The 23,791-nt window shown below is 53.8% G+C and carries 23 protein-coding genes; 11 read left to right on the top strand and 12 right to left on the bottom strand.

The window, feature by feature from the left end; all coding sequences use genetic code 11:
* The first annotated feature begins 2 nt into the window (after positions 1 to 2).
* Positions 3 to 1,106: a tRNA epoxyqueuosine(34) reductase QueG gene (queG, locus tag PS2015_RS00530; protein ID WP_058020334.1), complete on the top strand. Its 1,104-nt coding sequence runs from the start codon at positions 3 to 5 to the stop codon at positions 1,104 to 1,106.
* Between the two features lie 9 nt (positions 1,107 to 1,115).
* On the opposite strand, the gene orn is transcribed toward queG, so the two are convergent.
* Entirely contained in the window at positions 1,116 to 1,673 is a 558-nt protein-coding gene (orn, locus tag PS2015_RS00525; RefSeq protein WP_058020333.1) for an oligoribonuclease, read from the bottom strand.
* Between the two features lie 71 nt (positions 1,674 to 1,744).
* Here orn and rsgA point away from each other — a divergent pair, with 71 nt between their 5' ends.
* The gene (gene rsgA, locus PS2015_RS00520) at positions 1,745 to 2,755 is read left to right on the top strand and encodes a small ribosomal subunit biogenesis GTPase RsgA (RefSeq protein ID WP_058020332.1); all 1,011 of its coding nucleotides are present in this window, start codon (positions 1,745 to 1,747) and stop codon (positions 2,753 to 2,755) included.
* A 21-nt stretch (positions 2,756 to 2,776) separates the two neighbouring features.
* On the opposite strand, the gene motB is transcribed toward rsgA, so the two are convergent.
* Positions 2,777 to 3,724 (bottom strand): flagellar motor protein MotB, encoded by a 948-nt coding sequence (gene motB, locus PS2015_RS00515; protein ID WP_058020331.1) that lies wholly within the window; start codon positions 3,722 to 3,724, stop codon positions 2,777 to 2,779.
* A 13-nt stretch (positions 3,725 to 3,737) separates the two neighbouring features.
* Entirely contained in the window at positions 3,738 to 4,589 is an 852-nt protein-coding gene (gene motA / locus PS2015_RS00510; RefSeq protein WP_058020330.1) for a flagellar motor stator protein MotA, read from the bottom strand.
* 82 nt (positions 4,590 to 4,671) lie between these two features.
* Between motA and asd the strand changes: the two genes are divergently transcribed.
* Together asd and ppnP are read left to right on the top strand one after the other, a co-directional pair.
* Positions 4,672 to 5,565 (top strand): archaetidylserine decarboxylase, encoded by an 894-nt coding sequence (gene asd, locus PS2015_RS00505; RefSeq protein WP_058020329.1) that lies wholly within the window; start codon positions 4,672 to 4,674, stop codon positions 5,563 to 5,565.
* A complete protein-coding gene (ppnP, locus tag PS2015_RS00500) occupies positions 5,552 to 5,866 on the top strand; it encodes a pyrimidine/purine nucleoside phosphorylase (protein ID WP_058020328.1) in 315 nt (104 codons plus the stop codon). Before asd ends, ppnP begins: the two co-directional genes overlap by 14 nt.
* Positions 5,867 to 5,892: 26 nt before the next feature.
* On the opposite strand, the gene ilvA is transcribed toward ppnP, so the two are convergent.
* The gene (ilvA, locus tag PS2015_RS00495; RefSeq protein WP_257721220.1) at positions 5,893 to 7,434 is read right to left on the bottom strand and encodes a threonine ammonia-lyase, biosynthetic; all 1,542 of its coding nucleotides are present in this window, start codon (positions 7,432 to 7,434) and stop codon (positions 5,893 to 5,895) included.
* A gap of 78 nt (positions 7,435 to 7,512) precedes the next feature.
* Here ilvA and rpiA point away from each other — a divergent pair, with 78 nt between their 5' ends.
* Complete coding sequence (rpiA, locus tag PS2015_RS00490) at positions 7,513 to 8,187, top strand: ribose-5-phosphate isomerase RpiA (RefSeq protein ID WP_058020326.1); 675 nt, start codon at positions 7,513 to 7,515, stop codon at positions 8,185 to 8,187.
* 57 nt (positions 8,188 to 8,244) lie between these two features.
* Here rpiA and PS2015_RS00485 read toward each other — a convergent pair whose 3' ends face one another.
* Entirely contained in the window at positions 8,245 to 8,454 is a 210-nt protein-coding gene (locus PS2015_RS00485) for a cold-shock protein (RefSeq protein ID WP_058020325.1), read from the bottom strand.
* 182 nt (positions 8,455 to 8,636) lie between these two features.
* A complete protein-coding gene (locus tag PS2015_RS00480) occupies positions 8,637 to 10,034 on the bottom strand; it encodes an FAD-binding oxidoreductase (protein WP_082627874.1) in 1,398 nt (465 codons plus the stop codon).
* A 92-nt stretch (positions 10,035 to 10,126) separates the two neighbouring features.
* Between PS2015_RS00480 and serA the strand changes: the two genes are divergently transcribed.
* Positions 10,127 to 11,356 (top strand): phosphoglycerate dehydrogenase, encoded by a 1,230-nt coding sequence (gene serA / locus PS2015_RS00475; protein ID WP_058020324.1) that lies wholly within the window; start codon positions 10,127 to 10,129, stop codon positions 11,354 to 11,356.
* Positions 11,357 to 11,453: 97 nt separating this feature from the next.
* Here the strand turns inward: serA and PS2015_RS00470 are convergent, their stop codons facing one another.
* The 5 genes from PS2015_RS00470 to tkt all read right to left on the bottom strand — a co-directional run bounded on the left by PS2015_RS00470 (position 11,454) and on the right by tkt (position 17,943).
* Complete coding sequence (locus PS2015_RS00470) at positions 11,454 to 12,341, bottom strand: PhzF family phenazine biosynthesis protein (protein WP_058020323.1); 888 nt, start codon at positions 12,339 to 12,341, stop codon at positions 11,454 to 11,456.
* Between the two features lie 273 nt (positions 12,342 to 12,614).
* A complete protein-coding gene (gene fba / locus PS2015_RS00465; protein WP_058020322.1) occupies positions 12,615 to 13,658 on the bottom strand; it encodes a class II fructose-bisphosphate aldolase in 1,044 nt (347 codons plus the stop codon).
* 30 nt (positions 13,659 to 13,688) lie between these two features.
* Positions 13,689 to 14,873, bottom strand: coding sequence for a phosphoglycerate kinase (locus PS2015_RS00460; RefSeq protein ID WP_058020321.1), 1,185 nt, complete (start codon positions 14,871 to 14,873; stop codon positions 13,689 to 13,691).
* A 3-nt stretch (positions 14,874 to 14,876) separates the two neighbouring features.
* Positions 14,877 to 15,911 carry a type I glyceraldehyde-3-phosphate dehydrogenase gene (gene gap / locus PS2015_RS00455; protein ID WP_058020320.1) on the bottom strand — a complete coding sequence of 345 codons (1,035 nt, stop codon included), beginning with the start codon at positions 15,909 to 15,911 and terminating at the stop codon, positions 14,877 to 14,879.
* A gap of 19 nt (positions 15,912 to 15,930) precedes the next feature.
* Positions 15,931 to 17,943, bottom strand: a complete 2,013-nt coding sequence (tkt, locus tag PS2015_RS00450; RefSeq protein WP_058020319.1) for a transketolase — start codon at positions 17,941 to 17,943, stop codon at positions 15,931 to 15,933.
* A 165-nt stretch (positions 17,944 to 18,108) separates the two neighbouring features.
* On the opposite strand from tkt, the gene PS2015_RS00445 reads away from it, so the two are divergent.
* The 5 genes from PS2015_RS00445 (at position 18,109) to PS2015_RS00425 (ending at position 23,349) form a co-directional block, all read left to right on the top strand.
* The gene (locus PS2015_RS00445) at positions 18,109 to 19,095 is read left to right on the top strand and encodes an ArsR/SmtB family transcription factor (protein WP_058020318.1); all 987 of its coding nucleotides are present in this window, start codon (positions 18,109 to 18,111) and stop codon (positions 19,093 to 19,095) included.
* Between the two features lie 16 nt (positions 19,096 to 19,111).
* Complete coding sequence (metK, locus tag PS2015_RS00440) at positions 19,112 to 20,269, top strand: methionine adenosyltransferase (protein WP_058020317.1); 1,158 nt, start codon at positions 19,112 to 19,114, stop codon at positions 20,267 to 20,269.
* A gap of 39 nt (positions 20,270 to 20,308) precedes the next feature.
* Positions 20,309 to 21,688 (top strand): adenosylhomocysteinase, encoded by a 1,380-nt coding sequence (ahcY, locus tag PS2015_RS00435; protein WP_058020316.1) that lies wholly within the window; start codon positions 20,309 to 20,311, stop codon positions 21,686 to 21,688.
* A gap of 72 nt (positions 21,689 to 21,760) precedes the next feature.
* Positions 21,761 to 22,606: a methylenetetrahydrofolate reductase [NAD(P)H] gene (gene metF / locus PS2015_RS00430; protein WP_058020315.1), complete on the top strand. Its 846-nt coding sequence runs from the start codon at positions 21,761 to 21,763 to the stop codon at positions 22,604 to 22,606.
* 20 nt (positions 22,607 to 22,626) lie between these two features.
* Entirely contained in the window at positions 22,627 to 23,349 is a 723-nt protein-coding gene (locus tag PS2015_RS00425; RefSeq protein WP_058020314.1) for a 16S rRNA (uracil(1498)-N(3))-methyltransferase, read from the top strand.
* Between the two features lie 13 nt (positions 23,350 to 23,362).
* Here PS2015_RS00425 and PS2015_RS00420 read toward each other — a convergent pair whose 3' ends face one another.
* Positions 23,363 to 23,689, bottom strand: a complete 327-nt coding sequence (locus PS2015_RS00420) for a DUF2442 domain-containing protein (protein ID WP_082627873.1) — start codon at positions 23,687 to 23,689, stop codon at positions 23,363 to 23,365.
* Between the last annotated feature and the right edge of the window lie 102 nt (positions 23,690 to 23,791).

Raw genomic sequence — 23,791 nt, 5'->3', positions numbered from 1 at the left:
TCATGACGCCGGAGCAGGCAAGTACTTTACTGGAACAGATTCGCAGCTGGGCCCGTGAGCTGGGCTTTCAGCAACTGGCAGTTGCCGATGTCGACCTGAGTGCTTACCAGCCCCATCTGGATGCCTGGCTGGCGCGCAATTTCCATGGCGAGATGGACTACATGCTGCGCCACCGGGACTTGCGCCTGGACCCGCAATCACTGCACCCCGGAACAATTCGCGTGTTGAGTGTGCGCATGGACTATAGCCTGGACAAGGATCAGAGTCTGGCACCGCTCAAAAACCGCGAGCAGGCCTACATTTCGCGCTATGCCCGGGGGCGGGACTACCACAAACTGATTCGTAAACGCCTTCAGCAATTGGCTGAAAAGATAAGCGAGGCAGCAGGCCCGGTCGGCTACCGGGCCTTTGTGGACAGCGCACCGGTTCTGGAGCGTGCCCTCGCGGAGAAGGCTGGTCTTGGCTGGATCGGCAAAAACACCATGCTGATTAACCGTCAGGCCGGTTCGTGGTTTTTTCTGGGCGAGCTTTTTACCGATCTGCCTTTGCCACTGGATGAACCAGTCAGCGCTCACTGCGGAAGCTGCACCGCTTGCCTGGACTTGTGCCCCACCGGTGCCTTCACCGGTCCCAATCAGCTCGACGGGCGGCGCTGCATCTCCTACCTGACCATTGAGCTGAAAAGCTCTATACCCGAGGAGCTGAGACCACTTATCGGCAACCGGGTGTTTGGCTGTGACGACTGCCAACTGGTCTGTCCCTGGAACAAGTTCAGCAAGCTCAGCGGAGAAGGAGACTTTGCACCCAGGCACGGACTGGACAACAGTCTGTTGAGCGAATTATTCATGTGGACGGAGCAGGAGTTTATGGAGCGTACGGCCGGTTCAGCCATTCGCCGCACCGGTTACGAAGGCTGGCTGCGGAATCTTGCGGTCGGCCTGGGCAATGCGCCGTCCACAATCCCGGTGCTGCAGGCGCTGCGCGCCCGCGTCGACCATCCCTCAGAGCTGGTGCGCGAGCATGTGTCCTGGGCGTTGCAGCAACATGGCGAAGGAGGCGAGCAAGGCAAGGCAAACGCCGCGATACCTGCAAACAAAGACAACTGATCGGACGTATTACAGCCTGAAGAAGTGTTCGCGGTAGTAACGCAGCTCATTGACTGAGTCCCGGATATCATCCATGGCCTGATGGCTGCCGACTTTGGTGAATCCGCCGGGCAGCTCCGGCCGCCAGCGGCGCGCCAGCTCTTTCACTGTGCTGACATCCAGGTTGCGATAGTGAAAGAAGGCTTCCAGCTTTGGCATGTAGCGCACCATAAACCGTCGATCCTGATGCACGCTGTTGCCGCACATGGGGGAGCTGCCGGCATCGGCCCACTGACCCAGAAAATCCAGGGTCTGTTGTTCCGCCTGAGCATCACTGATGGTACTTTTCTTCACGCGCTCAATCAGTCCCGACTCACCATGCGTTTTCTGATTCCAGTCATCCATGGCAGCAAGCGTCGCATCGGATTGATGAACAGCAATCACCGGACCTTCCGCGAGAATATTCAGGTCAGCATCCGTCACCAGCGTCGCGACCTCTATAATACGATCGGTATCAGGCTCCAGGCCGGTCATTTCCATATCAATCCAGATTAAAGTTTTGCTTTTATCCACTTGTGCTGCCGACATCATCACGTCCTGAAATATTAAGAAAAAAGAACTGCTTCCACCGAGCCGCCATTGTAATAGAATGCCTGCTCATGACCAAACGAAGACTAAATCAGCAACAGCTCCGCCGCATCGGCAATCAACAGCGCCGGCATAACAAACGTGCCGACGACCCGATCACCCCCGGCGAGCAGGCGCTGGGGCTGATCGTCTGTCACTATGGCCAGCAACTGGATGTCGAGCCTCTGGAGGGTTCGAAGCAGGGTGAGCTGCTGCGCTGCCACCAACGCAGCAATCTGCCACCCCTTGTGACTGGCGACAAAGTCATCTGGCAACCTGATGGAGAACATACCGGCGTCATAGTTGCTCAGCAGCCTCGCCATACCGTGATGAGTCGCCCCAATAATCGAGGCCAATTGCGCCCGATTGCGGCCAATGTCGACGTTGTAGTAGTGGTCATTGCCCCGGTTCCAGAACCCTTCGGCAATCTGATTGACCGCTATCTGGTCGCCATTGAGGAGCAGCAGTTGCGCGCTCTGATCTTGCTGAATAAAGCCGATCTGGTGCCCGCAGATGGCGACGACAAACTGAGCCAATTGTTAGAGAGATACCGGAAAATTGGCTATGAAACATTAACGCTGTCCAGCCACTCCGGCCAGGGTATTGGCCAGCTCAAAGAACGGCTTTTGTCACGCACTGCCGTATTTGTCGGGCAATCGGGAGTTGGCAAGTCTTCACTTATCAATTCGCTTAGAGGCTCTGACACGGATGAATTCATGGCAGCCGTCGGCGATCTGTCAGTCGGACACGAAAAGGGCACTCACACCACAACCGCTACCCGGCTTTATCATCTGCCCGGCAGCGGCGATCTGATCGATTCGCCTGGTATTCGTGAATTTGGCTTGTGGCATATAGAGCCTGAAGAGCTGGCTCATGGTTTTATCGAGTTCCGCCCCTTCCTTGGACAATGCCGTTTTCGCGACTGCCGTCATACAGAAGAGCCCGGCTGTGCTTTGCGGGCAGCCGCCGCGAACGGGGAAATTGACGAATCAAGGCTGGCAAGTTACCGGCAGATTCTCCTGAGTCTGGACAGTGAGCGCTGATCTGACCGGCTTGCCAACCAATCAGAATATCTCGGGAAGTTCCTCATCAGTCAGCTCATCTTCAGGTGGTGCGGCACCTTCCAACTCAGATTGCCGGACATTATCGATCAGGCGCTGCTCGGCCAGCTCATTGAGCACCATGATGACGATGCGTCGATTACCCGGGTCCTCTGGATTGTCCTCCAGCAGAGGGATCGATGACCCCATACCAACAATCTGAGCGAATCGCTCATACTCCAGCCCACCTTCAACCAGAGCGCGCCTGGCGGTATTAGCTCGATCTGAAGACAGCTCCCAGTTTGTATACTGGCCACCATTATCTCCGAAAGGCAAACTGTCAGTATGGCCATACACACTGATTTTGTTAGGCAAATCGTCCAGGATAGCCGCCAGTGACCACAAGATTTGTCGGGCGTAAGGACGCATCTGGCTGGAACCAACATCAAAAATGGGCCGATTTTCACGATCCACAATTTGGATACTCAGACCTTCATCGGTAATTTCCATGGTCGCGGAGTCACCGAACCACTCGAAGCTCTGATTGCCTGCCACAACTTCTTCAATTTGTCCGCGGGCGCTTTCCAGCAACTCGATCTGACGCAATCGCGCCAACTCTGCCAACTCGGGGTTTTCCAGCTCATCCGACGGCTCAACAAACTGCTCCTGATCTTCCTGTACCAACGCCAGGTTCAGACCCTGATTCGCAACATTCAATGGCCTGCCGCCCAGGTCCAGCACATAGGGGGTTCCGCCGTCACCCGCATTAGCCAGTGCACGGGGATCAGAAAAGTAGCCGGCGATAACCATCTTCTCCAGATCCGTAGTGCTTTCGATAAGCCACAAAACCAGGAAAAAGGCCATCAATGCCAGAGCAAAATCAGCAAACGCGATTTTCCAGGAACCACCGTGATGACCAGCGGCGGTCTTCTTGACACGTTTTATGACAATCGTCTGTTCTGACTTTTCCAAAACCTGGCCTCAATCAGCGACTGCGGATGTGTTCATCCAGCTCACTGAAGCTGGGACGATCACCGGAGAACAGCGTTTTACGGGCGAATTCTACTGCCAATTGCGGCGGCAGACCATTAGCAGTCGCTACGATAGCCGCCTTGATACACTCAAACATTTTGATCTCTGCATCAGCCACTTCCTGCAGGCGATTGCTGACGGGCCCAACAAAGCCATAAGCAATGAAAATACCAACGAAGGTGCCTACCAGAGCTGCCGCGACACTCTTACCCAACTCATCGGGCGGGCCACCCAACTTTTGCATGGTAATAACGATGCCCAGAATCGCAGCCACGATACCAAAACCAGGCAGACCGTCGGCGACACGGTGCATGGCATGAGCGGGCTCGCTGAGTTCATGCATCTGGGTTTCGATCTCTTCATCGATCATGGCCTCTATTTCATGAGGGGCCAGGTTACTGGTTGTCATGATGCGCAGGTTATCAGTGAGAAACTCAACAATACGGTCGTCTTTAAGGATGGCCGGATATTGCGTAAACAGGCCGCTTTCCGCCGGCACTTCAATATCGGCCTCGATAGACATCATGCCTTCACGGCGCGCTTTGTTAAAAATATCAAACAGCAGGCTCAACAGATCCAGGTACAGCTTCTGGCTGGTCGCCTGACCAAATATGGCGCGCGGCAAGCGCTTGCCAGTCTCCTTGACCAGATGCATACTGTTCGCAATCAGGAACGCACCAAGCGCAGCGCCCAGAATGATAATAAATTCCGATGGCTGCCATAACACACCCAGCACACCGCCGTGCATGATATAGCCGCCGGCCACACTGAAAACAACAACCAGCGCCCCAATGATAAACAACATGACCCGATAATCCTCCAGGGTGTAGAATACTGCCGCCCGTCCTTAGTACATCGGTCGAATTCACCAAATCATTAGCCCGAATATGAAAGATAAGCTGTTTATCTGGATGCAGTTTCTGCTTCCGCATCATTTATTGTCCAGAACCGTCGCTGTGCTGGCGCAATGCCGCATCGGCTGGGTCAAGAATGCATTTATAGGCTGGTTTGCCAGACGCTATCAGGTGGATATGAGTCAGGCCGCAGAGCCTGAGCTTCGGGCGTATTCCTGCTTTAACGATTTTTTTACCCGTGAACTCAGGCCCGATGCCCGACCGCTGGCACCAGGCAGAGATACTATTTTGTGCCCGGCTGATGGCATGGTCAGTCAGGCGGGACCGATCGAGGATGACCAGTTGCTGCAGGCCAAGGGCCGGTATTACAGCGTACAGACACTGCTGGGCGGCGATGCCTGTCTGGCCGAAGAATTTCAGGGCGGTAATTTCGCCACCATTTATCTGTCACCTAAAGACTATCACCGGGTTCATATGCCATTGGGAGCACGTTTGCGGGAAACCATTTATGTGCCGGGTCAGCTATTTTCTGTAAACCAGCTGACCAGCGAGCGGGTGGATAATCTGTTTGCCCGCAATGAACGGCTGGTCTGCCTGTTTGATACGGATCATGGCCCCATGGCCCTGGTTTTGGTCGGCGCGATGATTGTCGCCGGCATCGACACTGTTTGGGCCGGGCAGGCCGCACCGGCGGCTCACGGCCTGTTGTCTACACCCTATGGCGATCACACACCTGCCATTGAGCTGGCTCCCGGCTCTGAAATGGGCCGCTTTCGGCTCGGCTCCACAGTCATTGCATTGTTCGGGCCCGGCATGAGTCGCTTGTCGGGCACTCTCCAGGCCGGCAAGACCGTTTATATGGGCGAATCTATAGGTAATATTGTTTCTAACCTCAACTGTATGGAATCTAAAAATGAGCAAATTTGAAAACGTCACCGTGGTTAAAAAAGCCAATATGTACTTTGATGGCAAGGTCACTAGCCGCACCATCGAATTTGCCAACGGCGATGTAAAAACGCTGGGCATCATGATGCCTGGCGAATATCGCTTTGGCACCGACAAAAAAGAGATCATGGAAATCCTGGCTGGACAGGTGGAAGTGTTACTGCCAGGCGAAGACCTGTGGCACAAGATAGGTGGCGGTGACAGCTTTGAGGTACCTGCCAATTCCGCCTTTGATATAAAAGTATTGGATGTGACTGACTACTGCTGCTCCTATCTTGGCTAAGTGTTCTCTTGGCCAAGGGCTCTGCCTCAGGGCCCAAGGAAAGTCTGGTAGGCAATGTTGTCAGTTTCTTCCCGGTACGGGTAATTAATCTCCCGTAAAAAGGCATCGAAAGCTTTGCGGTCCGAAGCCGGCACCTGAATACCGACCATAACACGCCCATAAGCGGCACCGTGGTTGCGATAGTGGAACATGGAGATATTCCACCGACCGCCTAGCAGATCCAGGAAAGTCATCAGTGCACCGGGGCGTTCCGGAAACTCGAACCGGAACACCCGCTCATTGGCCACGGACTGATTCCGCCCGCCGACCATGTGCCTGATATGCACCTTAGCCGCTTCATTTTCTGTCATATCGTGAGCAACCAGGCCTTTTTCGGACAGTTCGGCCAGCAGCTCTGCGCGTCCGGCTGAACCACGAGCAACTTCGACACCCACAAAAATCTGCGCCTTGTCAGGCGAGCCGTAACGATAGTTGAACTCGGTGATATTGCGGCGGCCCAGAATCTGCGAGAACTCTCGAAAGCTGCCCGGCTGTTCATTAATCGTGACCGCAAGCACAGCCTCGCGTGACTCGCCAAGCTCGGCACGTTCCGCAATATGACGCAGACGGTCGAAATTGACATTGGCACCCGTCACCACCGACAGCAGCGTCTGCTCCCTGGCCTGATGCATCTGTATGTAGCGTTTCATGCCGGCTACTGCCAGGGCACCGGCCGGCTCGGCGACCGTGCGGGTATCATCAAATACATCCTTGATCGCTGCACATATCTCATCTGTGTTGACGGTGATCACCTCATCGACACATTGACGCAAAATAGCGAAGGTATTTTTTCCAACCTGATTGACAGCCACGCCGTCAGCAAACAGACCCACCTGCGATAATTTGACCCGACGCCCGGCTTCCAGGGCCGCCTTAAGACAGGCCGAATCCTCAGCCTCGACAGCAATCATGCGAATATCCGGGCGGATATATTTGATGTAGGCAGCCATACCGGCCATCAGCCCGCCTCCGCCTACGGGGACAAAAATGGCGTCCAACTCACCGCTGTACTGCCGCAGAATTTCCACGCCAACTGTACCCTGTCCGGCAATTACAGCCTTGTCATCAAAGGCATGCACAAACGTCAGGCCCTTCTCTTCGACAAGGCCCATGGCATACTCAGCCGCATCATTGTAGGTATCACCATGCAGAACCACCTGCGCCCCTCGATTGCGCACTGCATCAACCTTGATACCCGGTGTAGTCACTGGCATGACAATAGTCGTGTCGATACCCAGTGCATTGCCCGCCAGGGCTATACCCTGTGCATGGTTGCCGGCACTGGCTGCAATAACACCGCGAGCCGCTGCCTCCCTGCTGAGCCCAGACATCCGGTTAAAAGCGCCTCGCAGCTTGAAACTGAACACCGGCTGCATATCCTCCCGCTTCAGCAATATCCGATTGTCCAGACGCCGCGACAAGCCGGGCGCTTCGTGCACCGGCGTTTCAATCGCTACGTCGTAGACACGCGCCGAGAGGATATCTTTTATATATCTTTCCATGTCATTAACCGTTTCAAGTTTGGAAATCAGCTTGCCGGAGGCTATTATTGCCCGCAAGAAAGCTCATGTCCCAATTAAGTTTACTGATCTGCACAGGATAGCATCATGGACCAGAACGAATTAAAAAAAGCAGTCGCGCGGGCGGCGGCGCAATACGTTAAAGAAAGGCTCGATGACCGCATGATTATTGGCGTCGGCACTGGCTCCACGGCCAACCTGTTTATCGAATATCTTGGTGAATTTCGCGATGACATCTATGCCACAGTAGCGAGCTCGGAGGAAACTGCCCGGCGCCTTAAGGCACTCGGCATAGAAGTCATGGATCTGAACGCCGCACCCGAGGTCAGCATCTACGTGGATGGTGCTGATGAGGCCAATAAGTATCTGCAACTGATCAAAGGCGGCGGCGGGGCATTAACGCGGGAAAAAATTATCGCTGCAGTTGCACGCGAATTCGTGTGCATCGCCGATGGCAGCAAGATGGTGGATGTTCTGGGGACGTTTCCGCTTCCGGTCGAAGTCATCCCCATGGCACGCAGCTACGTCGGCCGCGAGATAGTGAAACTCGGCGGTGACCCGGTTTATCGCGACGGCTGCATAACCGATAACGGCAACATAATTATCGATATTCACAATATGAATATCGTAGACCCACGCACTCTGGAGCAACAACTCAATCAGATCACAGGTGTGGTAACCAATGGTCTGTTTGCGCTCCGCCCTGCAGACAAACTGATTCTTGGCACAAAAGACGGCCTCAGAACACTAACAGCAGATTAGTCTTCTGATAATCAGTGATAAAAAAACGCAGGGGTTTCACGCCCTGCGTTCTTTGTATTACAGGGGATTAACGTTTTCCGCCTGGGGGCCTTTTTGGCCTTGAGTCACTTCCATAGTAACTTTCTGGCCTTCATGCAGCGTTCTTCTTCCAGTACCGTTAATGGCACTAAAATGGACGAATACGTCCTTCCCACCTTCCTGTTCAATGAAGCCGAAGCCTTTTTCGTCATTGAACCACTTAACGGTACCTTCTACTTGCTGTGACATATTGCTCTCTTGCTCTTTCCAAGGGATTCGACTGACGCGAGTTCAGACAGTTCCCATTATTTATTAACACAGTTGACAAATGTGCCAACTGCTGGAGTCAACACCGACTCCTCAAAGCAGTGTACCGCCTAATTTTGCCGCTGGGAATACAGTTTGGACCGAAATCGTCCAAAACTGTGAATTCAGTCGAATATCTTGCCCGGATTCATGATGTTATTGGGATCAAACAGGCTTTTTATGCCCCGCATCAGTGCAATTTCAGCCTCACTGCGGCTGTAATGCAGATAGGGCTTTTTAAGCAGCCCCACGCCGTGCTCGGCCGAAACGCTGCCGCCATAGGATTTCACCGCATCAAAGATGTCATAACTGACCTCGCCACACTGGCGAAAAAACTCCTCTTTGGCCAAAGAGTCCGGCTTCAGTATGTTCAGGTGGACATTGCCATCACCAATATGACCAAACCAGATGATCTCGAAGTCGGGATATTGCGAGGTAACAATGGCATCAACCTCTTTAAGGAAGGCAGGCACCTTGGAGACCTGGACCGATATATCGTTTTTATAGGGCGTAAAGCGCGAAATCGTCTCTGAGATATCTTCACGTAAACGCCACAATGCCTTGGCCTGCGTCACATTCTGGCTCATGGTGCCGTCCAGCACCCAGCCCTGCTCCATGCAGTGCTCGAAGACCGACATGGCTGCATCCATGGTCGCTTCGCTGGTATTTTCAAATTCAATCAAGGTGTAGAAATTTCCCTCAGTTTCAAAGGGACGAGCCAGACCTTTCTCGGCAATGACATGTCTGAGAGCTTTCTCGGAAAAAAACTCAAAGGCGCTGACTTCAATCTTCGCCTGGAAGGCTTGCAGGACGTGCATGCTGGCTTCCATCTCCTCCAGAGCCAGCACTAGCACAGTGGGATCCTGAGGCTGGGTGGCCAGCCCCATGGTTAACTCAACAATGAATCCCAGGGTGCCCTCCGAGCCAATGAACAGATGGCGCAAGTCATAACCGGTGGCGTTTTTTACCAGGCCCTGGTTCAGATCCAGCAACTCACCAGTGCCGGTCACAACCTTCATTCCCATCACCCAGTCGCGGGTCAGGCCGTAACGGATCACCTTGATACCGCCCGCATTGGTGCCCACATTGCCACCCAGCTGGCTCGAACCGGAAGAGGCAAAATCCACCGGGTAGTAAAGACCTTTGTCTTCCGCATATTGCTGAAGCTGCTCGGTAATGACACCTGGCTGACAAACCACCTGGCGATCGACCGGATTAAAATCCAGGATTTTGTTCATCCGATCAAAAGCCACAACCACTTCGCCATTGGCCGCCACGGCAGCACCACTTAAACCGGTACGACCGCCGGAGGGTACCAGCGCAATTTTCTGTTCGTTGGCAAAACGCACCAGCGCCTGAACTTCTTCAGTCGAGCCGGGCAAAACAACGGCCACCGGACGCGGCTCATGCGCTTTTGTCCAGTCCTTGCCAAAAACCTGAAGGGATTCACTATCTGTTTTAACTCGATCCGGTCCGACAATTTCGGCCAGTGATGCGACCAGCGATTGCTGCATGAGGCTCATTACAGGAACTACCTTTTATGTTACTGACTTGGTTTATGGTAACATAGCGCGCCTGAAACTGGCGCCTCCCACAGAAGAGAATCTGCACTGTCATGAAACCGACCTCACTGGACAAAAGTAAAATCCGTTTTCTGCTACTTGAAGGTGTTCACCAGAGTGCCGTCAATGCACTTCACCAGGCGGGTTATACCAACATCGAGTACCTTAAGACCTCGCTGCCGGAAGACGAACTGGTAGAAAAAATCCGCGATGTACACTTCATCGGGATTCGTTCGCGCACCCAGTTGACCGCCCGCGTCTTCGATGCCGCCTCCAGGCTGCAAGCTGTCGGCTGCTTCTGTATAGGCACCAACCAGGTTGACTTGACGGCAGCGCTGATCAAGGGCGTGCCAGTGTTTAACGCACCCTATTCCAATACCCGCAGCGTGGCTGAACTGGTCATCGGCCAGATCATCTTGTTGCTGCGCGGTATTCCGGAGAAAAACGCGCAGGCTCACCGGGGCGTCTGGCAAAAAGTGGCAACCGGCTCTTTTGAAACGCGTGGCAAAAAACTGGGGGTCGTCGGTTACGGCAATATCGGCTCGCAGCTCAGTGTACTGGCCGAGTCTATGGGCATGAAAGTATACCTGTACGACATCATTACCAAGCTTCCGCTCGGCAATGCTGTTCAGGTGGGAAGCCTGAAAGAACTGATGCAAACCTGCGACATCATCAGCCTGCATGTACCAGAAACTGCACAGACGGCCAATATGATTGGTGCAGAGCAGATCAGCTGGATGAAAAACGGCAGCATTCTGATCAATGCTTCACGCGGCACCGTGATTGATATCGATGCATTGGCGGCGGCACTTGAATCAGGTCAATTGGCAGGCGCCGCGATTGACGTCTTCCCGGTTGAACCGCGCTCGAATGACGAAGAATTTATCTCACCGTTGCGCCAGTATGACAACTGCATCCTGACACCGCATATTGGCGGTAGCACCATGGAAGCACAGGAGAACATCGGTCTGGAGGTGGCGGAAAAATTGACTCGCTACAGCGACAATGGATCTACCCAGACATCTGTCAACTTCCCGGAAGTGGCATTGCCTTCGCACCCTGATATGCATCGACTGCTGCACATTCATGAGAACGTGCCAGGTGTACTTTCACAGATCAACCAGGTGTTCTCTGCTGCCGGCATCAATATCCGTTCGCAGTATCTGCAGACCAATGACAAGATCGGTTATGTGGTGATGGATATTGACAAAGAGCACAGTGAAATTGCGATGGACAAGCTGACCGGGGTGCCGGGGACAATCCGGTGTCGGGTGCTCTGGTAGGCTCAGTGGCTTCGTTCTGGAGCGTCAGGAAGGCGGGTGGCAGGTGTGGACCGGCCACCCGCCCTCCTGACTACGTGGTAAACTTCACGACTTTGATTCATTGATCGACGATTTTGAGCTGCGTTGTGTTGTTTATTCGGGCGGTGCCGCCTACTGTCAAGGTAGTGATTTGGTTATTGAGTAGATTGAGATTCACCTGGATGAGGCTTGGTGATGGAGGCTTCATCAGGTGGCCCTGCTGGATGCGGAGTTGCAGGTCGCTGACTTTCAGATAGTCATGCAGATAGCAGCCGAGCGGGCCGGCGGCGGTGCCGGTGGCGGATTCTTCGGCGATTCCGAAACGCGGTGCGAACATTCTGGCGCTGGCGTGTCTGTCGGATTTTTTGTCTTCCAGCGCAAACGCGTAGAAGCCGATCACATCCAGCTTATCGCTGATTCCCTCGACCAGAGGCAGGGATGGACACAGTGTTGCCAGGGTTTGCTTGTTATTTACTTGCACCAGCAAAAATGCGTTTGCTGTATCGACCACATAAGGATCAGCCAGGATTGGTGATTCAGTCGGATCCAGGCCAAGTGACGCTGTTATGTGCTGTCCTGTCCTCGAGCCAATTGCAATCGCTTTGTATCGCGGGGCTTGCTGCACCATAGACACGATTTCACCATCGACCAATACATCTCTGATGCCATCGATAGTTTCTTTTGTGTGTCTTCCGTCAAGCAGAATGCCCAGCTGCCGCAAGAGGTAAAAAGTTGCAACTGTCGCGTGCCCGCAATGAGCAATCTGTCGCGTTGGCGTGAAAAACTCAAGCTTGATACTTGCCACATCAGACGGCGATAGAAACGCGGTTTCGGACAAACCAAGCTGCTGCGCAATGTTCAACTTATCGCTGTAAGTCAACCCGCCAGCATTGAGCACAACACCCGCCGGATTGCCTCCGACACCCCCGTCAATAAACGCATTAACAATATGAACCTCAACATCCATAAACGCGGCCCAACATGCTGTTGTTCTAAAGAAAGCCTGGGGGCATCAAGACTCAGCCCAAGGATGGCACAAAGGGAAGGGTGGAGGTTTCACGGTGCTGACCATTCAGGCCACGCTTTTCCTGGCGTCTCACAGCCGAGAAGCGGTAGGACTGTTTGAGTCCCGAGCGGCGCAGCCGCGAGGTCGAGTTCCGCCCCGCCGGCTGTGAGACGCCAGGTAGTGGCCGGTCAGCACCGTGAAACCTCCACCCTGACCGGCCTCCAAACGGAGTACTTATAGCCCGTACTTGCCAGCCATCTCTTCAAGGCTGTAGATCTTGCCGATCCGGTCAATCTGACCCGCCGTTCCGAATGCTTCAAGTCGATCGCGTACAATTCCCTTCATCGCCTTGACGGTCGGTGTCAGGAATTTGCGTGGATCAAACTCCGACTTGTTCTCAGCCAGGAACTTGCGCACCGCACCCGTTGAGGCCAAGCGCAGGTCGGTATCGATATTCACTTTGCGCACGCCGTGCTTGATACCTTCCTGGATTTCTTCCACCGGCACACCATAGGTCTCCGGAATTTCACCACCAAACTCATTAATCACTGCCAACCACTCCTGCGGTACAGAAGAGGAGCCATGCATAACCAGGTGCGTGTTGGGGATACGCTTGTGTATCTGCTTGATGCGCTCAATGGCCAGAATGTCGCCGGTTGGCGGACGGGAAAACTTGTAGGCGCCGTGGCTGGTACCAACGGCGATTGCCAGAGCATCCACACCTGTGTCGTCGACAAACTGGGCCGCTTCTTCCGGATCCGTCAGCATCTGATCGTGGCTGAGTTTACCCTCTGCCCCGATACCATCCTCTTCACCAGCCATACCGGTTTCCAGTGAACCCAGACAGCCGATTTCGCCTTCTACTGACACGCCACAGGCGTGCGCCATTTCAACCACGGTGCGGGTTACTTTAACGTTGTAATCATAGTCAGTGGGGGTTTTACCGTCCGGTCCCAGAGATCCGTCCATCATCACTGACGAGAAGCCCAGCTGGATGGAGCGCTGACACACAGCAGGCGTCACACCATGATCCTGGTGCATCACAATCGGAATATGCGGAAACTCTTCAATGGCGGCCAGGATCAGATGGCGCAGGAAGGTCGAGCCGGCATATTTACGGGCTCCTGCTGATGCTTGCAGTATGACCGGGCTGTTCACCTCGTTGGCCGCTTCCATGATGGCGCGGACCTGTTCCAGATTGTTGACGTTGAATGCCGGAACGCCATAACCATGTTCTGCAGCGTGATCCAGAAGCTGCCTCAAACTGATAAGTGCCATAGAATATCCCCTTCTTATGTTTAATTACAATTAATGTTCCAGAATGGCGACGGCCGGTAAAACGTCGCCCTGCACGAACTCAAGGAACGCACCACCACCTGTTGATATATAAGACACCTGATCCGTAATGCCGAATTTATCGATGGCTTGAATGGTTTCACCACCACCGGCTATTGAGAATCCGCTATTTTTTGCCACCGCATCGGCAATGGCCTGCGTACCTTTTGAAAAGGCTTCGAACTCGAATACACCTATTGGGCCATTCCAGATAATCGTTCGCATTGTCGCGATAATATCTGCCAGCATAGCTGCAGTTCTTGGGCCAATATCCAGGATCATATCGTCATCCGCAACGTTCTCGACGTCTTTAACCGTGGCCGTTGCGTCAGCAGAAAACTCTTTGGCTACCACCACGTCAACAGGCAGAGGAATGTTGGTTTTTTGCATAAGCGCTTTTGCTGTATCAACCAGTTCAGCCTCCACCAGTGATTTGCCAACCGGGTAGCCGGCGGCCAGCAGAAAAGTATTGGCGATACCACCACCGACAATCAGTTGATCAGTTTTTTCCGCCAGGCTTTCCAGCACCTGCAGTTTACTGGAGACCTTGGCACCACCCACTATCGCCAGCATGGGCCTCTCTGGTTTGTCCAGAGCTTTCTCCAATGCGTCCAGCTCCGCTGCCAACAATGGGCCGGCACAGGCAACGCCGGCAAATTTGGCCACACCATGGGTACTCGCCTGCGCCCGGTGTGCAGTTCCAAAGGCATCCATCACAAATACATCACACAGTGCTGCATAAGCGCGTGCAAGTTCGTCGGCATCTTTGCCTTCACCCACATTGACACGCACATTTTCCAGCAGGACCAGCTCACCTTCAGCGGGCTCAGCCGAGCCCGGATTCCGCAGGTAATCATCAACGAGTCGCACAGGCACACCCAGCAATTTCTGCAGGTGCGCTGCCACCGGCGCCAGCGATGCATCTGCCTGCTCAGCAATGGGTTTACCCTCTTCCGGGCGCCCCAGATGCGACATCACCATGACTTTGGCCCCGGCATCCAGGGCCAGTTTTATCGTCGGCAAAGCCGCCACAATCCGGGTGTCATTTACGACAGCGGAATTCTTGATGGCGACATTCAGATCTTCTCTGATCAGTACTTTTTTACCCTTCAGTGCCAGATCCTGCATGCGGGTAATTGTTTTACCTGTGCTACTCATTGATTAATGACTCCTGTCTATCTTGCGGATAACTTCGGCCACATCAAGCATCCGGTTTGCGTAGGCCCATTCGTTATCGAACCAGGCCAGAACTTTTACTAAATGTTGGCCACTCACACGCGTCTGGCTCAGATCTACAATGGCCGAGCGCGAATCATGGTTGAAATCGCAGGACGCCAATGGTTCATCTGTGCAGGCCAATATCCCGGGGGTCGATTGCGCAGATGCCTGACGGATGGCCTCATTGACCTGTTCCATGGTCACACCGCGGCGAAGGGTCACGGTCAGATCAATAGCCGACACATTAACTGTGGGAACTCGCATGGCCTGGGCTGAAAATCGCCCGTCCAAATGCGGCAGTATACGTCCAATGCCTTTTGCTATTTCGGTATCCACCGGGATAATCGATTGCACGGCACTGCGGGTTTTTCGCAGGTCCTGATTGTGATAGGCATCAATCACCGGCTGATCGTTCATTGCAGAATGAATGGTCGTAATTACGCCATAATCAAGACCAAACGCATCATCCAGACATTTGATGACCGGCACGACACAGTTGGTCGTGCAGGAAGCTGCTGAAATTATACGGTGCTGCGGATTAATGTCCGCGTGGTTAATACCAAACACAACAGTTGCGTCCACATCACTTTTTGCCGGCTGCGAGAACAGCAACTTTCCCGCGCCTTGCTGCAGATGCTGCTCCGCCATGTGTCGATCACTGAAGCAGCCCGTACATTCCAGAACCAGATCGATATCGAGTTGCTGCCAGGGGAGCTGCTTGATATCCGCCTGAGACAACAAGTTGATTTTGTCGTTATTGATACGCAGCATGTCCGGGGACAACAACTCGACATCACCGGCGAAGCGACCATGTGTGCTGTCGTATCGGGTCAGGTGAGACAAGGTCCGGGCATCTGTCAGGTCGTTTATCGCCGCAATCTGCAGATTTGGCAGATCATTTCGCTCATACAGGGCTCGTAGCACACATCGCCCGATGCGCCCATATCCGTTAATTGCCAGCCGATAAGGCGTGCTCATGTTGTATCCGCTGTCTGTGTTACTTCAAAAGTGCTTTAGCGCGTTGCACTACGTTATCCGCTGTAAATCCAAACTCCTTCATCAACACACCACCAGGCGCCGACTCACCAAAACGGGTCATGCCAACTACATCACCATCCAGGCCAACATATTTGAACCAGTAGTCCACTGCGGCAGCCTCAACTGCAAGCCGTGCACGGACGGCCGAGGGCAGCACCTGCTCGCGATAAGCTACATCCTGGGCATCAAAGACATCAGCCGACGGCATGGAAACCAGGCGGGCAGGAATGCCATCTGACTGCAGTACTTTAACCGCATCGCGGGCGATAGCGACTTCAGAACCGGTGGCGATTACGATCAACTCCGGAGCGCCATCACAATCTTCCAGCACGTAAGCGCCGCGTGCGATATCAGCAAGCTGAGACTGTTCACGATCCTGATGCGGCAGATTCTGGCGCGAGAATACCAGTGAAGTTGGCCCTTCACGTCGTTTTAAGGCGTGAGTCCAGGCCACTGCCGTTTCAACACCATCACAGGGGCGCCAGACAGACATATTCGGTGTGGTACGCAGATTTGTCAGTTGTTCGATGGGCTGGTGCGTTGGACCGTCTTCGCCCTGACCAATCGAGTCATGCGTATACACATTGATGACCTGCTGCTTCATCAGGGCACCCATACGCACAGCGTTGCGGGCGTACTCCATGAAAATCAGGAAGGTGCCGCCAAAGGGAATGAAACCGCCGTGCAGGGCAATGCCGTTCATGATGGCGCTCATGCCGAATTCACGCACACCATAATAGATATAATTACCGTCAGCCTTTTCAGTGATCGGCTCACTTCCCTTCCACATGGTCAGGTTGGAACCGGCCAGATCAGCAGAGCCACCCAGCAGCTCCGGCAGCACTTCACTGAAGGCCGCGATCATGTTCTGGGAAGCCTTGCGCGACGCGATGCTTTCCGCTTTGGCCTGACACTCGGCCACCAGCTCGGTGGCGCGATCATCGAAGAAGCCAGGCAGCTCGCCTTTCAGGCGTCGCACGAGCTCCATGGCCAGATCCGGGTAAGCCTCTTCATAACGCACCATCTTTTCTTTCCAGCGCGATTCAGCCTGGAAACCACGCTCACGGCAGTCCCAGTCTTTTTTGATTGTTTCGGGGATATCAAAAGGTGGATATTCCCAGCCCAGCGCCTTGCGGGTAGCTGCTACTTCATCGGGGCCTAATGGTGAGCCGTGCACACCAGCGGTGCCGGACTTGGCCGGTGAACCGAATCCAATGACTGTCTTGCAGCGAATCAGGGTAGGGCGCGCCGTATCGGCTTTAGCAGACTCAATCGCCGCTGCTATCTGCTCGGGATTATGACCATCCGCGGCCAGTACCTGCCATCCGTAAGCTTCAAATCGCTTGCTGGTATCGTCGGTAAACCAGCCCTCAATTTCTCCATCGATTGAGATGCCATTGTCATCGTAGAAGACTATCAGTTTTCCCAGCCCCAGCGTGCCCGCCAGTGAACATACTTCGTGGGAAATACCTTCCATCAGACAGCCGTCACCCGCAAACACCCAGGTGTAATGGTCGATAATGTCGTGTTCAGGGCGGTTAAACTGACCTGCCAGTGTTTTTTCCGCAATCGCCATGCCCACGGCATTGGCAAGACCCTGGCCCAGCGGGCCGGTGGTGGTTTCAACACCCGGCGTGTAGCCAAATTCGGGGTGGCCCGGCGTTTTGGAATGCAGCTGGCGGAAATTCTGCAGCTCCGACATGGGCAGATCATAACCAGTCAGGTGCAGCAGAGAATAGATCAGCATGGAACCGTGGCCGTTGGACAGTACAAATCGGTCACGATTGATCCACTTGGGATTGACCGGATTGTGCGACATATAGTCAATCCACAGCACTTCCGCAATATCAGCCATGCCCATGGGTGCTCCGGGATGGCCGGAATTGGCTTTCTGCACGGCATCCATGCTCAAAGCTCGAATGGCATTAGCGCGGTCTTTGCGGTCTGTGAGAAAGGTCTGTCGGTCGGACATACGGATGGAGCTCCTGTTAGCGGGGGGGGCTGGCATAAAAAAGCGTATTTTCCCGCAGTTGAGGCTTATTTTCCAGACAATTAAGGATACGTAGGTGCTCACGCGCAAAAATCCTGCATCAAAATATTTTGATATAGACTGGAAAGCTGTTATAGTTCGCGCCCTATGAGTGCCAATCCTGAATCCCTGTTCAGCACATCAGCCACTGAGGAGCTGTCGCGTCTGTTTAAAGCGCTGGCCGATCCGCTGCGCCTGGACATCCTGCGCCTGCTGCGCAATGAGTCGTTCGGGGTGTTGGAGCTGTGCCGCATTGTTGATGTGCGCCAGTCTGCGCTTAGTCATCATCTTAAAATTCTGGCGCAGGCAGAGCTGGTTTCTACCCGTCGGGAAGGCAACAGTATTTTTTATCGACGCGCTCTGCTGCTGGCCGACCAGCCGTTTTTCAGCATCAGGCAGGCAGCGTTCGACAAGCTTGATGACATTGAGCTGCGCCCGGAACTGGCCGCGGGGGTTCAGCAAATCCACGACGAACGTTCAGAGCAATCACTGCTGTTTTTTGAACGTCACGCCGAACGCTTTCTGGAAAAGCAGGAACTGGTGGCCGAGTACGCTCACTACCGGGACACGCTGCATGACCTGCTGGACGGACTCAAACTGCCTGCAGAGTCGGCAGTGCTTGAAGTCGGACCAGGCGAAAGCCCGCTGTTGAGCGAACTGGCGGTACGCTTCAACTCGCTGACTGCGCTGGATAATTCACAGGAAATGCTTAATCGTGCCCGCCATGCACTGGCACAGCGTTCAGTACGCGACGATGTGCAGTTCATGCACGGCGATACCCGCGTGGCGCGCGAACAAGGTCTGCACTTTGATCTGATGATCTACAACATGGTGCTGCACCACATCCCCTCGCCGCAGGAGACCTTTGCTGACTGCGCCGAGCTTTTAAATTCGGGCGGCACTTTGCTGCTCATCGACCTGAGTCACCATGATCAGGACTGGGTCAGAGAATCGTGCGGCGATCTCTGGCTGGGCTTTACCGAGCAGGACCTAGACGCCTGGGCGATGCGCGCCGGGCTTGACGATGGACAGCGTGTCTACCTGGGGCTGCGTAATGGCTTTCAGGTACAGATGCGAATTTTTACCAAACCCTGAACGTTAGGAAACGACTATGACAACACACCTGTTTACCTCTGAATCTGTCTCTGAAGGGCATCCGGACAAGATAGCCGATCAGATCTCCGACGCTGTGCTGGATGCGCTGCTGAAGCAGGATCCCAAGGCGCGTGTCGCCTGCGAAACCCTGGTCAAAACCGGTATGGTTATCGTAGCCGGCGAAGTGACCACGGAAGCTTATGTAGATCTGGAAGACATCGCCCGCAAAGTGGTGGTGGATATCGGCTACGATCATTCTGACAAGGGATTTGACGGACACTCCTGCGCCGTGCTGAATGCCATTGGCAAACAATCGCCCGATATTGCCATGGGCGTAGACGAAACCGCCGAGCATGAGCAAGGCGCCGGCGACCAGGGCCTGATGTTTGGTTATGCCAGCAACGAAACCGACGTGCTGATGCCTGCTCCCATCACTTACTCACACCGCCTGGTGAAGAGACAGGCAGAAGTGCGCAAAAACGGCACGCTGCCCTGGTTGCGTCCCGATGCCAAAAGCCAGATCACTTTCCGTTATCAGGACGGTAAGCCAGTAGGTATCGATGCCGTTGTGCTGTCTACCCAGCACGCGCCGGAAATCGAGCAGAAAGCCCTGCAGGAAGCCGTGATGGAAGAGATTATCAAACCGGTACTGCCCGCCGAGTGGCTGGACAAGGATACCAAATACTTTATCAACCCAACCGGCCGCTTTGTCATTGGCGGACCCTTTGGCGACTGTGGCCTGACCGGCCGTAAAATCATCGTCGACACCTACGGCGGCATGGCCCGTCATGGTGGCGGCGCATTCTCCGGCAAGGATCCGTCCAAGGTGGACCGTTCCGCGGCTTATGCGGCCCGTTATGTAGCGAAGAACATTGTGGCCGCCGGTATCGCCGAGCGCTGCGAAGTTCAGGTTTCCTATGCCATCGGTGTAGCGGAGCCCACCTCGATTTCTGTTGAAACCTTCGGCACTGGCCAGATCAGTAATCAGCGCATCGTTGAACTGATTCGCGAACACTTCGAGCTGCGTCCAAAGGGCTTGATCAAGATGCTGGACCTGATCCGACCAATCTATTTCCCGACGGCTGCATACGGACACTTTGGCCGTGAAGACGCTGCAATCACCTGGGAGAAGACCGACAAGGCTGATGCTCTGCGCGCAGCAGCCGGCCTGTAAACACATATTTTCACTTAACAGATTTTACATAGGTTTTTTATGAGCACGACAGATTACAAAGTTGCCGATATTTCACTGGCCGAGTATGGTCGCAAAGAAGTTATTCTGGCCCAGGCAGAAATGCCGGCTCTGATGGCCCTGCGTGAAAAATACCGCGCCGAACAACCGCTGGCCAATGCCAAAATTATCGGCTGCATTCACATGACCATCCAGACCGCCGTACTGATTGAAACGCTGGTCGAGTTGGGTGCTGAAGTGCGCTGGTCATCATGCAATATTTTCTCCACCCAGGATCACGCGGCCGCCTATATCGCTTCTAAAGGCATCGCCGTTTATGCGTGGAAAGGCCAGACTGTGGAAGAAGGCGACTGGTGTATTGAGCAGACTATCCTCAAAGACGGTCAGCCCTGGGACGCCAACATGCTGCTGGACGATGGCGGCGACCTGACGGCCATGGTGCATGACAAATATCCGCAGATGCTGGACAAGATTCACGGTATCACCGAAGAAACCACCACCGGCGTTCATCGACTGGTAGAAATGCTGGCGGAAGGTTCACTGAAGGTGCCGGCCATCAACGTTAACGACTCCGTGACCAAGTCCAAGAACGACAACAAATACGGCTGTCGTCACAGCCTGAACGATGCCGTCAAGCGCGGCACCGACATGCTGCTGTCAGGTCGTCATGCGCTGGTGGTTGGATATGGTGACGTGGGCAAAGGTTCAGCACAGAGCCTGCGTCAGGAAGGCATGATTGTTAAAGTCACTGAGATCGACCCGATCTGCGCCATGCAGGCCTGCATGGATGGCTTTGAAGTTGTGTCGCCCTATAAGGATGGCAACAACACCGGCAAACTGGAAGATGTTGACGCAGCTCTGTTGGGCAAAATTGATCTGATTGTCACCACAACCGGTAACATCGATGTCTGCGACAAGAACATGTTGCAAGCACTGAAGGCTGGATCCGTCGTTTGTAACATCGGTCACTTCGACAACGAAATCGACACAAAATATATGCGTGACAACTGGCACTGGGAAGAAGTTAAACCACAAGTGCACAAGATCTACCGCGCAGATCCTGAGAAGAATGCTGACAACTATCTGCTGCTGTTGTCTGAAGGGCGACTGGTTAATCTCGGCAATGCCACAGGCCATCCGTCACGTATTATGGATGGATCGTTTGCCAATCAGGTGATTGCGCAGATCCACCTCTACAAGCAGGCCTTCGCCAGCAAGTCAGCCGCCGAAAAAGCTGAACTGCTGCGTGTAGAAGTTCTGCCCAAGAAACTGGACGAAGAAGTTGCCGCGCTGATGGTGCAGGGCTTTGGTGGCGTGATCACCAAAATGACCCCAACTCAGGCTAAATACATTGGCGTAAAAGTGGAAGGGCCATTCAAGCCGGACGCTTATAAATATTAATTACGACGGCTCCCTGAAAGCGTCATCGTCACTACTTTCAGGTAGCCAGTCCGATCGCAACGGATAACAATCATGGACATCAAAAACCCCGACGCACGTTTCAGCTTTGAATTTTTCCCGCCCCGCACTGAAGCAGGCATGGAAAAGCTGATGATCGTGCATCAGGAACTCGCCGCTCTTCAGCCTGACTTCTTTTCAGTCACCTATGGCGCTGGCGGCTCCACCAAGGACGGGACCCGGCAGGCGGTCACCAACATCAGCCAGGCAGGTTCGGCGGTTGCACCGCATCTGTCCTTCGGCGGCTCCAGCAAGGAAGAAATACTGACTTTGCTGGAATCCTATCGCGCCATGGGCGTTAACCGACTGGTTGCTCTGCGTGGTGATATTCCGTCAGGCACCGGCGTTGCCTCGCAGTACTATTACGCTAATGAATTAATAGAGTTTATACGGGCAGAAACCGGCGATCACTTCCACATAGAAGTCGCGTGCTATCCAGAGATTCACCCGCAGTCCGATAGCTATGACAAAGACATCTATTACTTTAAAAAGAAAGTAGATGCCGGCGCCAATAGCGCGATTACTCAATATTTTTATAATCCGGATGCCTATTTTTATTTTGTCGATAACTGTGAAAAAGCCGGCATCGAGATTCCGATTGTGCCGGGCATCATGCCCATCACCAACTTTAATAATCTGCAGCGCTTCAGCAACAATTGCGGCGCAGAGATTCCCCGCTGGATTCGCCAGCGCCTGCAATCCTACGGCGATGATACTGCCAGCATCCGTGCCTTTGGCGCAGATGTGGTGTTAAACCTGTGTGAGGATCTGCTGGCAGGCGGCGCACCTGGGCTGCATTTTTACAGCATGAATCAGACCGAGCCTGTGCGCCAGATCTGGCAGCAGCTGGATCTGCGCTGAGATTCTGAGGCAGGTAGGCTATGCGACTGTCACGTCTATACACACCCGAAGCCCTGCGGGCTGGCGCTGAAGTTCGCCTGCAGGACGATGCAGCGCATTATCTGGGCAAGGTGCTGCGTGTGAAAGTGGGATATCAGGTACTTTTGTTCAATGAATCAGATGGGGAATACCTGGCAGACATTCACAGCATAGACAAGCGTGGCATCGATCTTAAGTTAGCCCAAAGTTCAAGCCGCACGCCAGAGACCTTGTTGCCGGTACATATTGGCCTGGGACTGTCTCGCGGTGAACGCATGGATTATGCCGTGCAAAAAGCCACCGAGCTGGGCGTAACAGAAATCACACCGCTATTTACCGAACACAGCGAAGTCAAACTCAAGGAAGATCGTGCCGACAAGCGCACTACACATTGGCAGAAGGTGGCGATCAGCGCCAGCGAGCAAAGCGGACGCTGCACCGTGCCGTCGATTCACTCACCGATGAACCTTTCTGACTGGGTTAAATCCGTGCCACAAGGGCAGGGGTTTATGCTGGATCACACCGGCATGGCCGGATTCAGCGGTGAGCGGCCTGACCATATTTTCCTGCTGATAGGGCCGGAAGGCGGCATCAGTGATGCCGAGAAAGGCCTGACATCCGAGACAGGATTCAAAACAGTCCGGCTGGGCCCACGCGTTCTGCGCACAGAAACAGCGCCGGTTGTTGCGCTGACCGCGCTGCAATTACAGTGGGGAGATTTTTAAGAGCGGACTATTTCTACTTTGTTCTATCGCTCATAAAATCATCATCAAAAGCCGGCGTCTGGTTAAAGAATTCATCCCAACTGTTATCTGATTGTGCGTCATCCGTCCCAGTTGAAATTTCCCGATACAGGACATCTGAGTCCAGATCAGCTCCGTTTGGCCAGCACACAATACCAAAACTATCCACCTTTGCCTGAGCAAATAGCTCGGGATTCTTCAGCGGCTCAAATATGGGACCATACAAACGGTCCGCAATACAAAGCTCTCCACACACTCCATCACTGAAGGTGACTTTCAGTATCGAGCCTGGCTTGGTCTGTACATGAGTTATTTTATGCAAACTCTTACTCTAGCGGTTCAGGATAATCTCATTCTCAATACATGCTAAAACATTCCAGGCATGAATCCAAAAAAAAGCCCCTCAGAGAGGGGCCGGAAAAAG

Origin of the sequence: Pseudohongiella spirulinae, from assembly GCF_001444425.1 — a bacterium.
In the GTDB taxonomy this organism is placed as follows: domain Bacteria; phylum Pseudomonadota; class Gammaproteobacteria; order Pseudomonadales; family Pseudohongiellaceae; genus Pseudohongiella; species Pseudohongiella spirulinae.
Note: the sequence above shows the minus strand (reverse complement) of the source record. Positions and strands in the feature narration are given on the sequence as shown.

Excerpts from the sequence above, each read along its gene's own strand:
- queG (WP_058020334.1), top strand. The coding sequence starts at position 3 with ATGACGCCGGAGCAGGCAAGTACTTTACTGGAACAGATTCGCAGCTGG.
- PS2015_RS00460 (WP_058020321.1), bottom strand. The coding sequence starts at position 14,873 with ATGAGTAGCACAGGTAAAACAATTACCCGCATGCAGGATCTGGCACTG.
- orn (WP_058020333.1), bottom strand. The coding sequence starts at position 1,673 with ATGTCGGCAGCACAAGTGGATAAAAGCAAAACTTTAATCTGGATTGAT.
- tkt (WP_058020319.1), bottom strand. The coding sequence starts at position 17,943 with ATGTCCGACCGACAGACCTTTCTCACAGACCGCAAAGACCGCGCTAAT.
- PS2015_RS00485 (WP_058020325.1), bottom strand. The coding sequence starts at position 8,454 with ATGTCACAGCAAGTAGAAGGTACCGTTAAGTGGTTCAATGACGAAAAA.
- asd (WP_058020329.1), top strand. The coding sequence starts at position 4,672 with ATGAAAGATAAGCTGTTTATCTGGATGCAGTTTCTGCTTCCGCATCAT.
- ppnP (WP_058020328.1), top strand. The coding sequence starts at position 5,552 with ATGAGCAAATTTGAAAACGTCACCGTGGTTAAAAAAGCCAATATGTAC.
- PS2015_RS00425 (WP_058020314.1), top strand. The coding sequence starts at position 22,627 with ATGCGACTGTCACGTCTATACACACCCGAAGCCCTGCGGGCTGGCGCT.
- rsgA (WP_058020332.1), top strand. The coding sequence starts at position 1,745 with ATGACCAAACGAAGACTAAATCAGCAACAGCTCCGCCGCATCGGCAAT.
- serA (WP_058020324.1), top strand. The coding sequence starts at position 10,127 with ATGAAACCGACCTCACTGGACAAAAGTAAAATCCGTTTTCTGCTACTT.
- metK (WP_058020317.1), top strand. The coding sequence starts at position 19,112 with ATGACAACACACCTGTTTACCTCTGAATCTGTCTCTGAAGGGCATCCG.
- PS2015_RS00470 (WP_058020323.1), bottom strand. The coding sequence starts at position 12,341 with ATGGATGTTGAGGTTCATATTGTTAATGCGTTTATTGACGGGGGTGTC.
- PS2015_RS00480 (WP_082627874.1), bottom strand. The coding sequence starts at position 10,034 with ATGAGCCTCATGCAGCAATCGCTGGTCGCATCACTGGCCGAAATTGTC.
- rpiA (WP_058020326.1), top strand. The coding sequence starts at position 7,513 with ATGGACCAGAACGAATTAAAAAAAGCAGTCGCGCGGGCGGCGGCGCAA.
- metF (WP_058020315.1), top strand. The coding sequence starts at position 21,761 with ATGGACATCAAAAACCCCGACGCACGTTTCAGCTTTGAATTTTTCCCG.
- gap (WP_058020320.1), bottom strand. The coding sequence starts at position 15,911 with ATGAGCACGCCTTATCGGCTGGCAATTAACGGATATGGGCGCATCGGG.
- PS2015_RS00445 (WP_058020318.1), top strand. The coding sequence starts at position 18,109 with ATGAGTGCCAATCCTGAATCCCTGTTCAGCACATCAGCCACTGAGGAG.
- motA (WP_058020330.1), bottom strand. The coding sequence starts at position 4,589 with ATGTTGTTTATCATTGGGGCGCTGGTTGTTGTTTTCAGTGTGGCCGGC.
- ahcY (WP_058020316.1), top strand. The coding sequence starts at position 20,309 with ATGAGCACGACAGATTACAAAGTTGCCGATATTTCACTGGCCGAGTAT.
- fba (WP_058020322.1), bottom strand. The coding sequence starts at position 13,658 with ATGGCACTTATCAGTTTGAGGCAGCTTCTGGATCACGCTGCAGAACAT.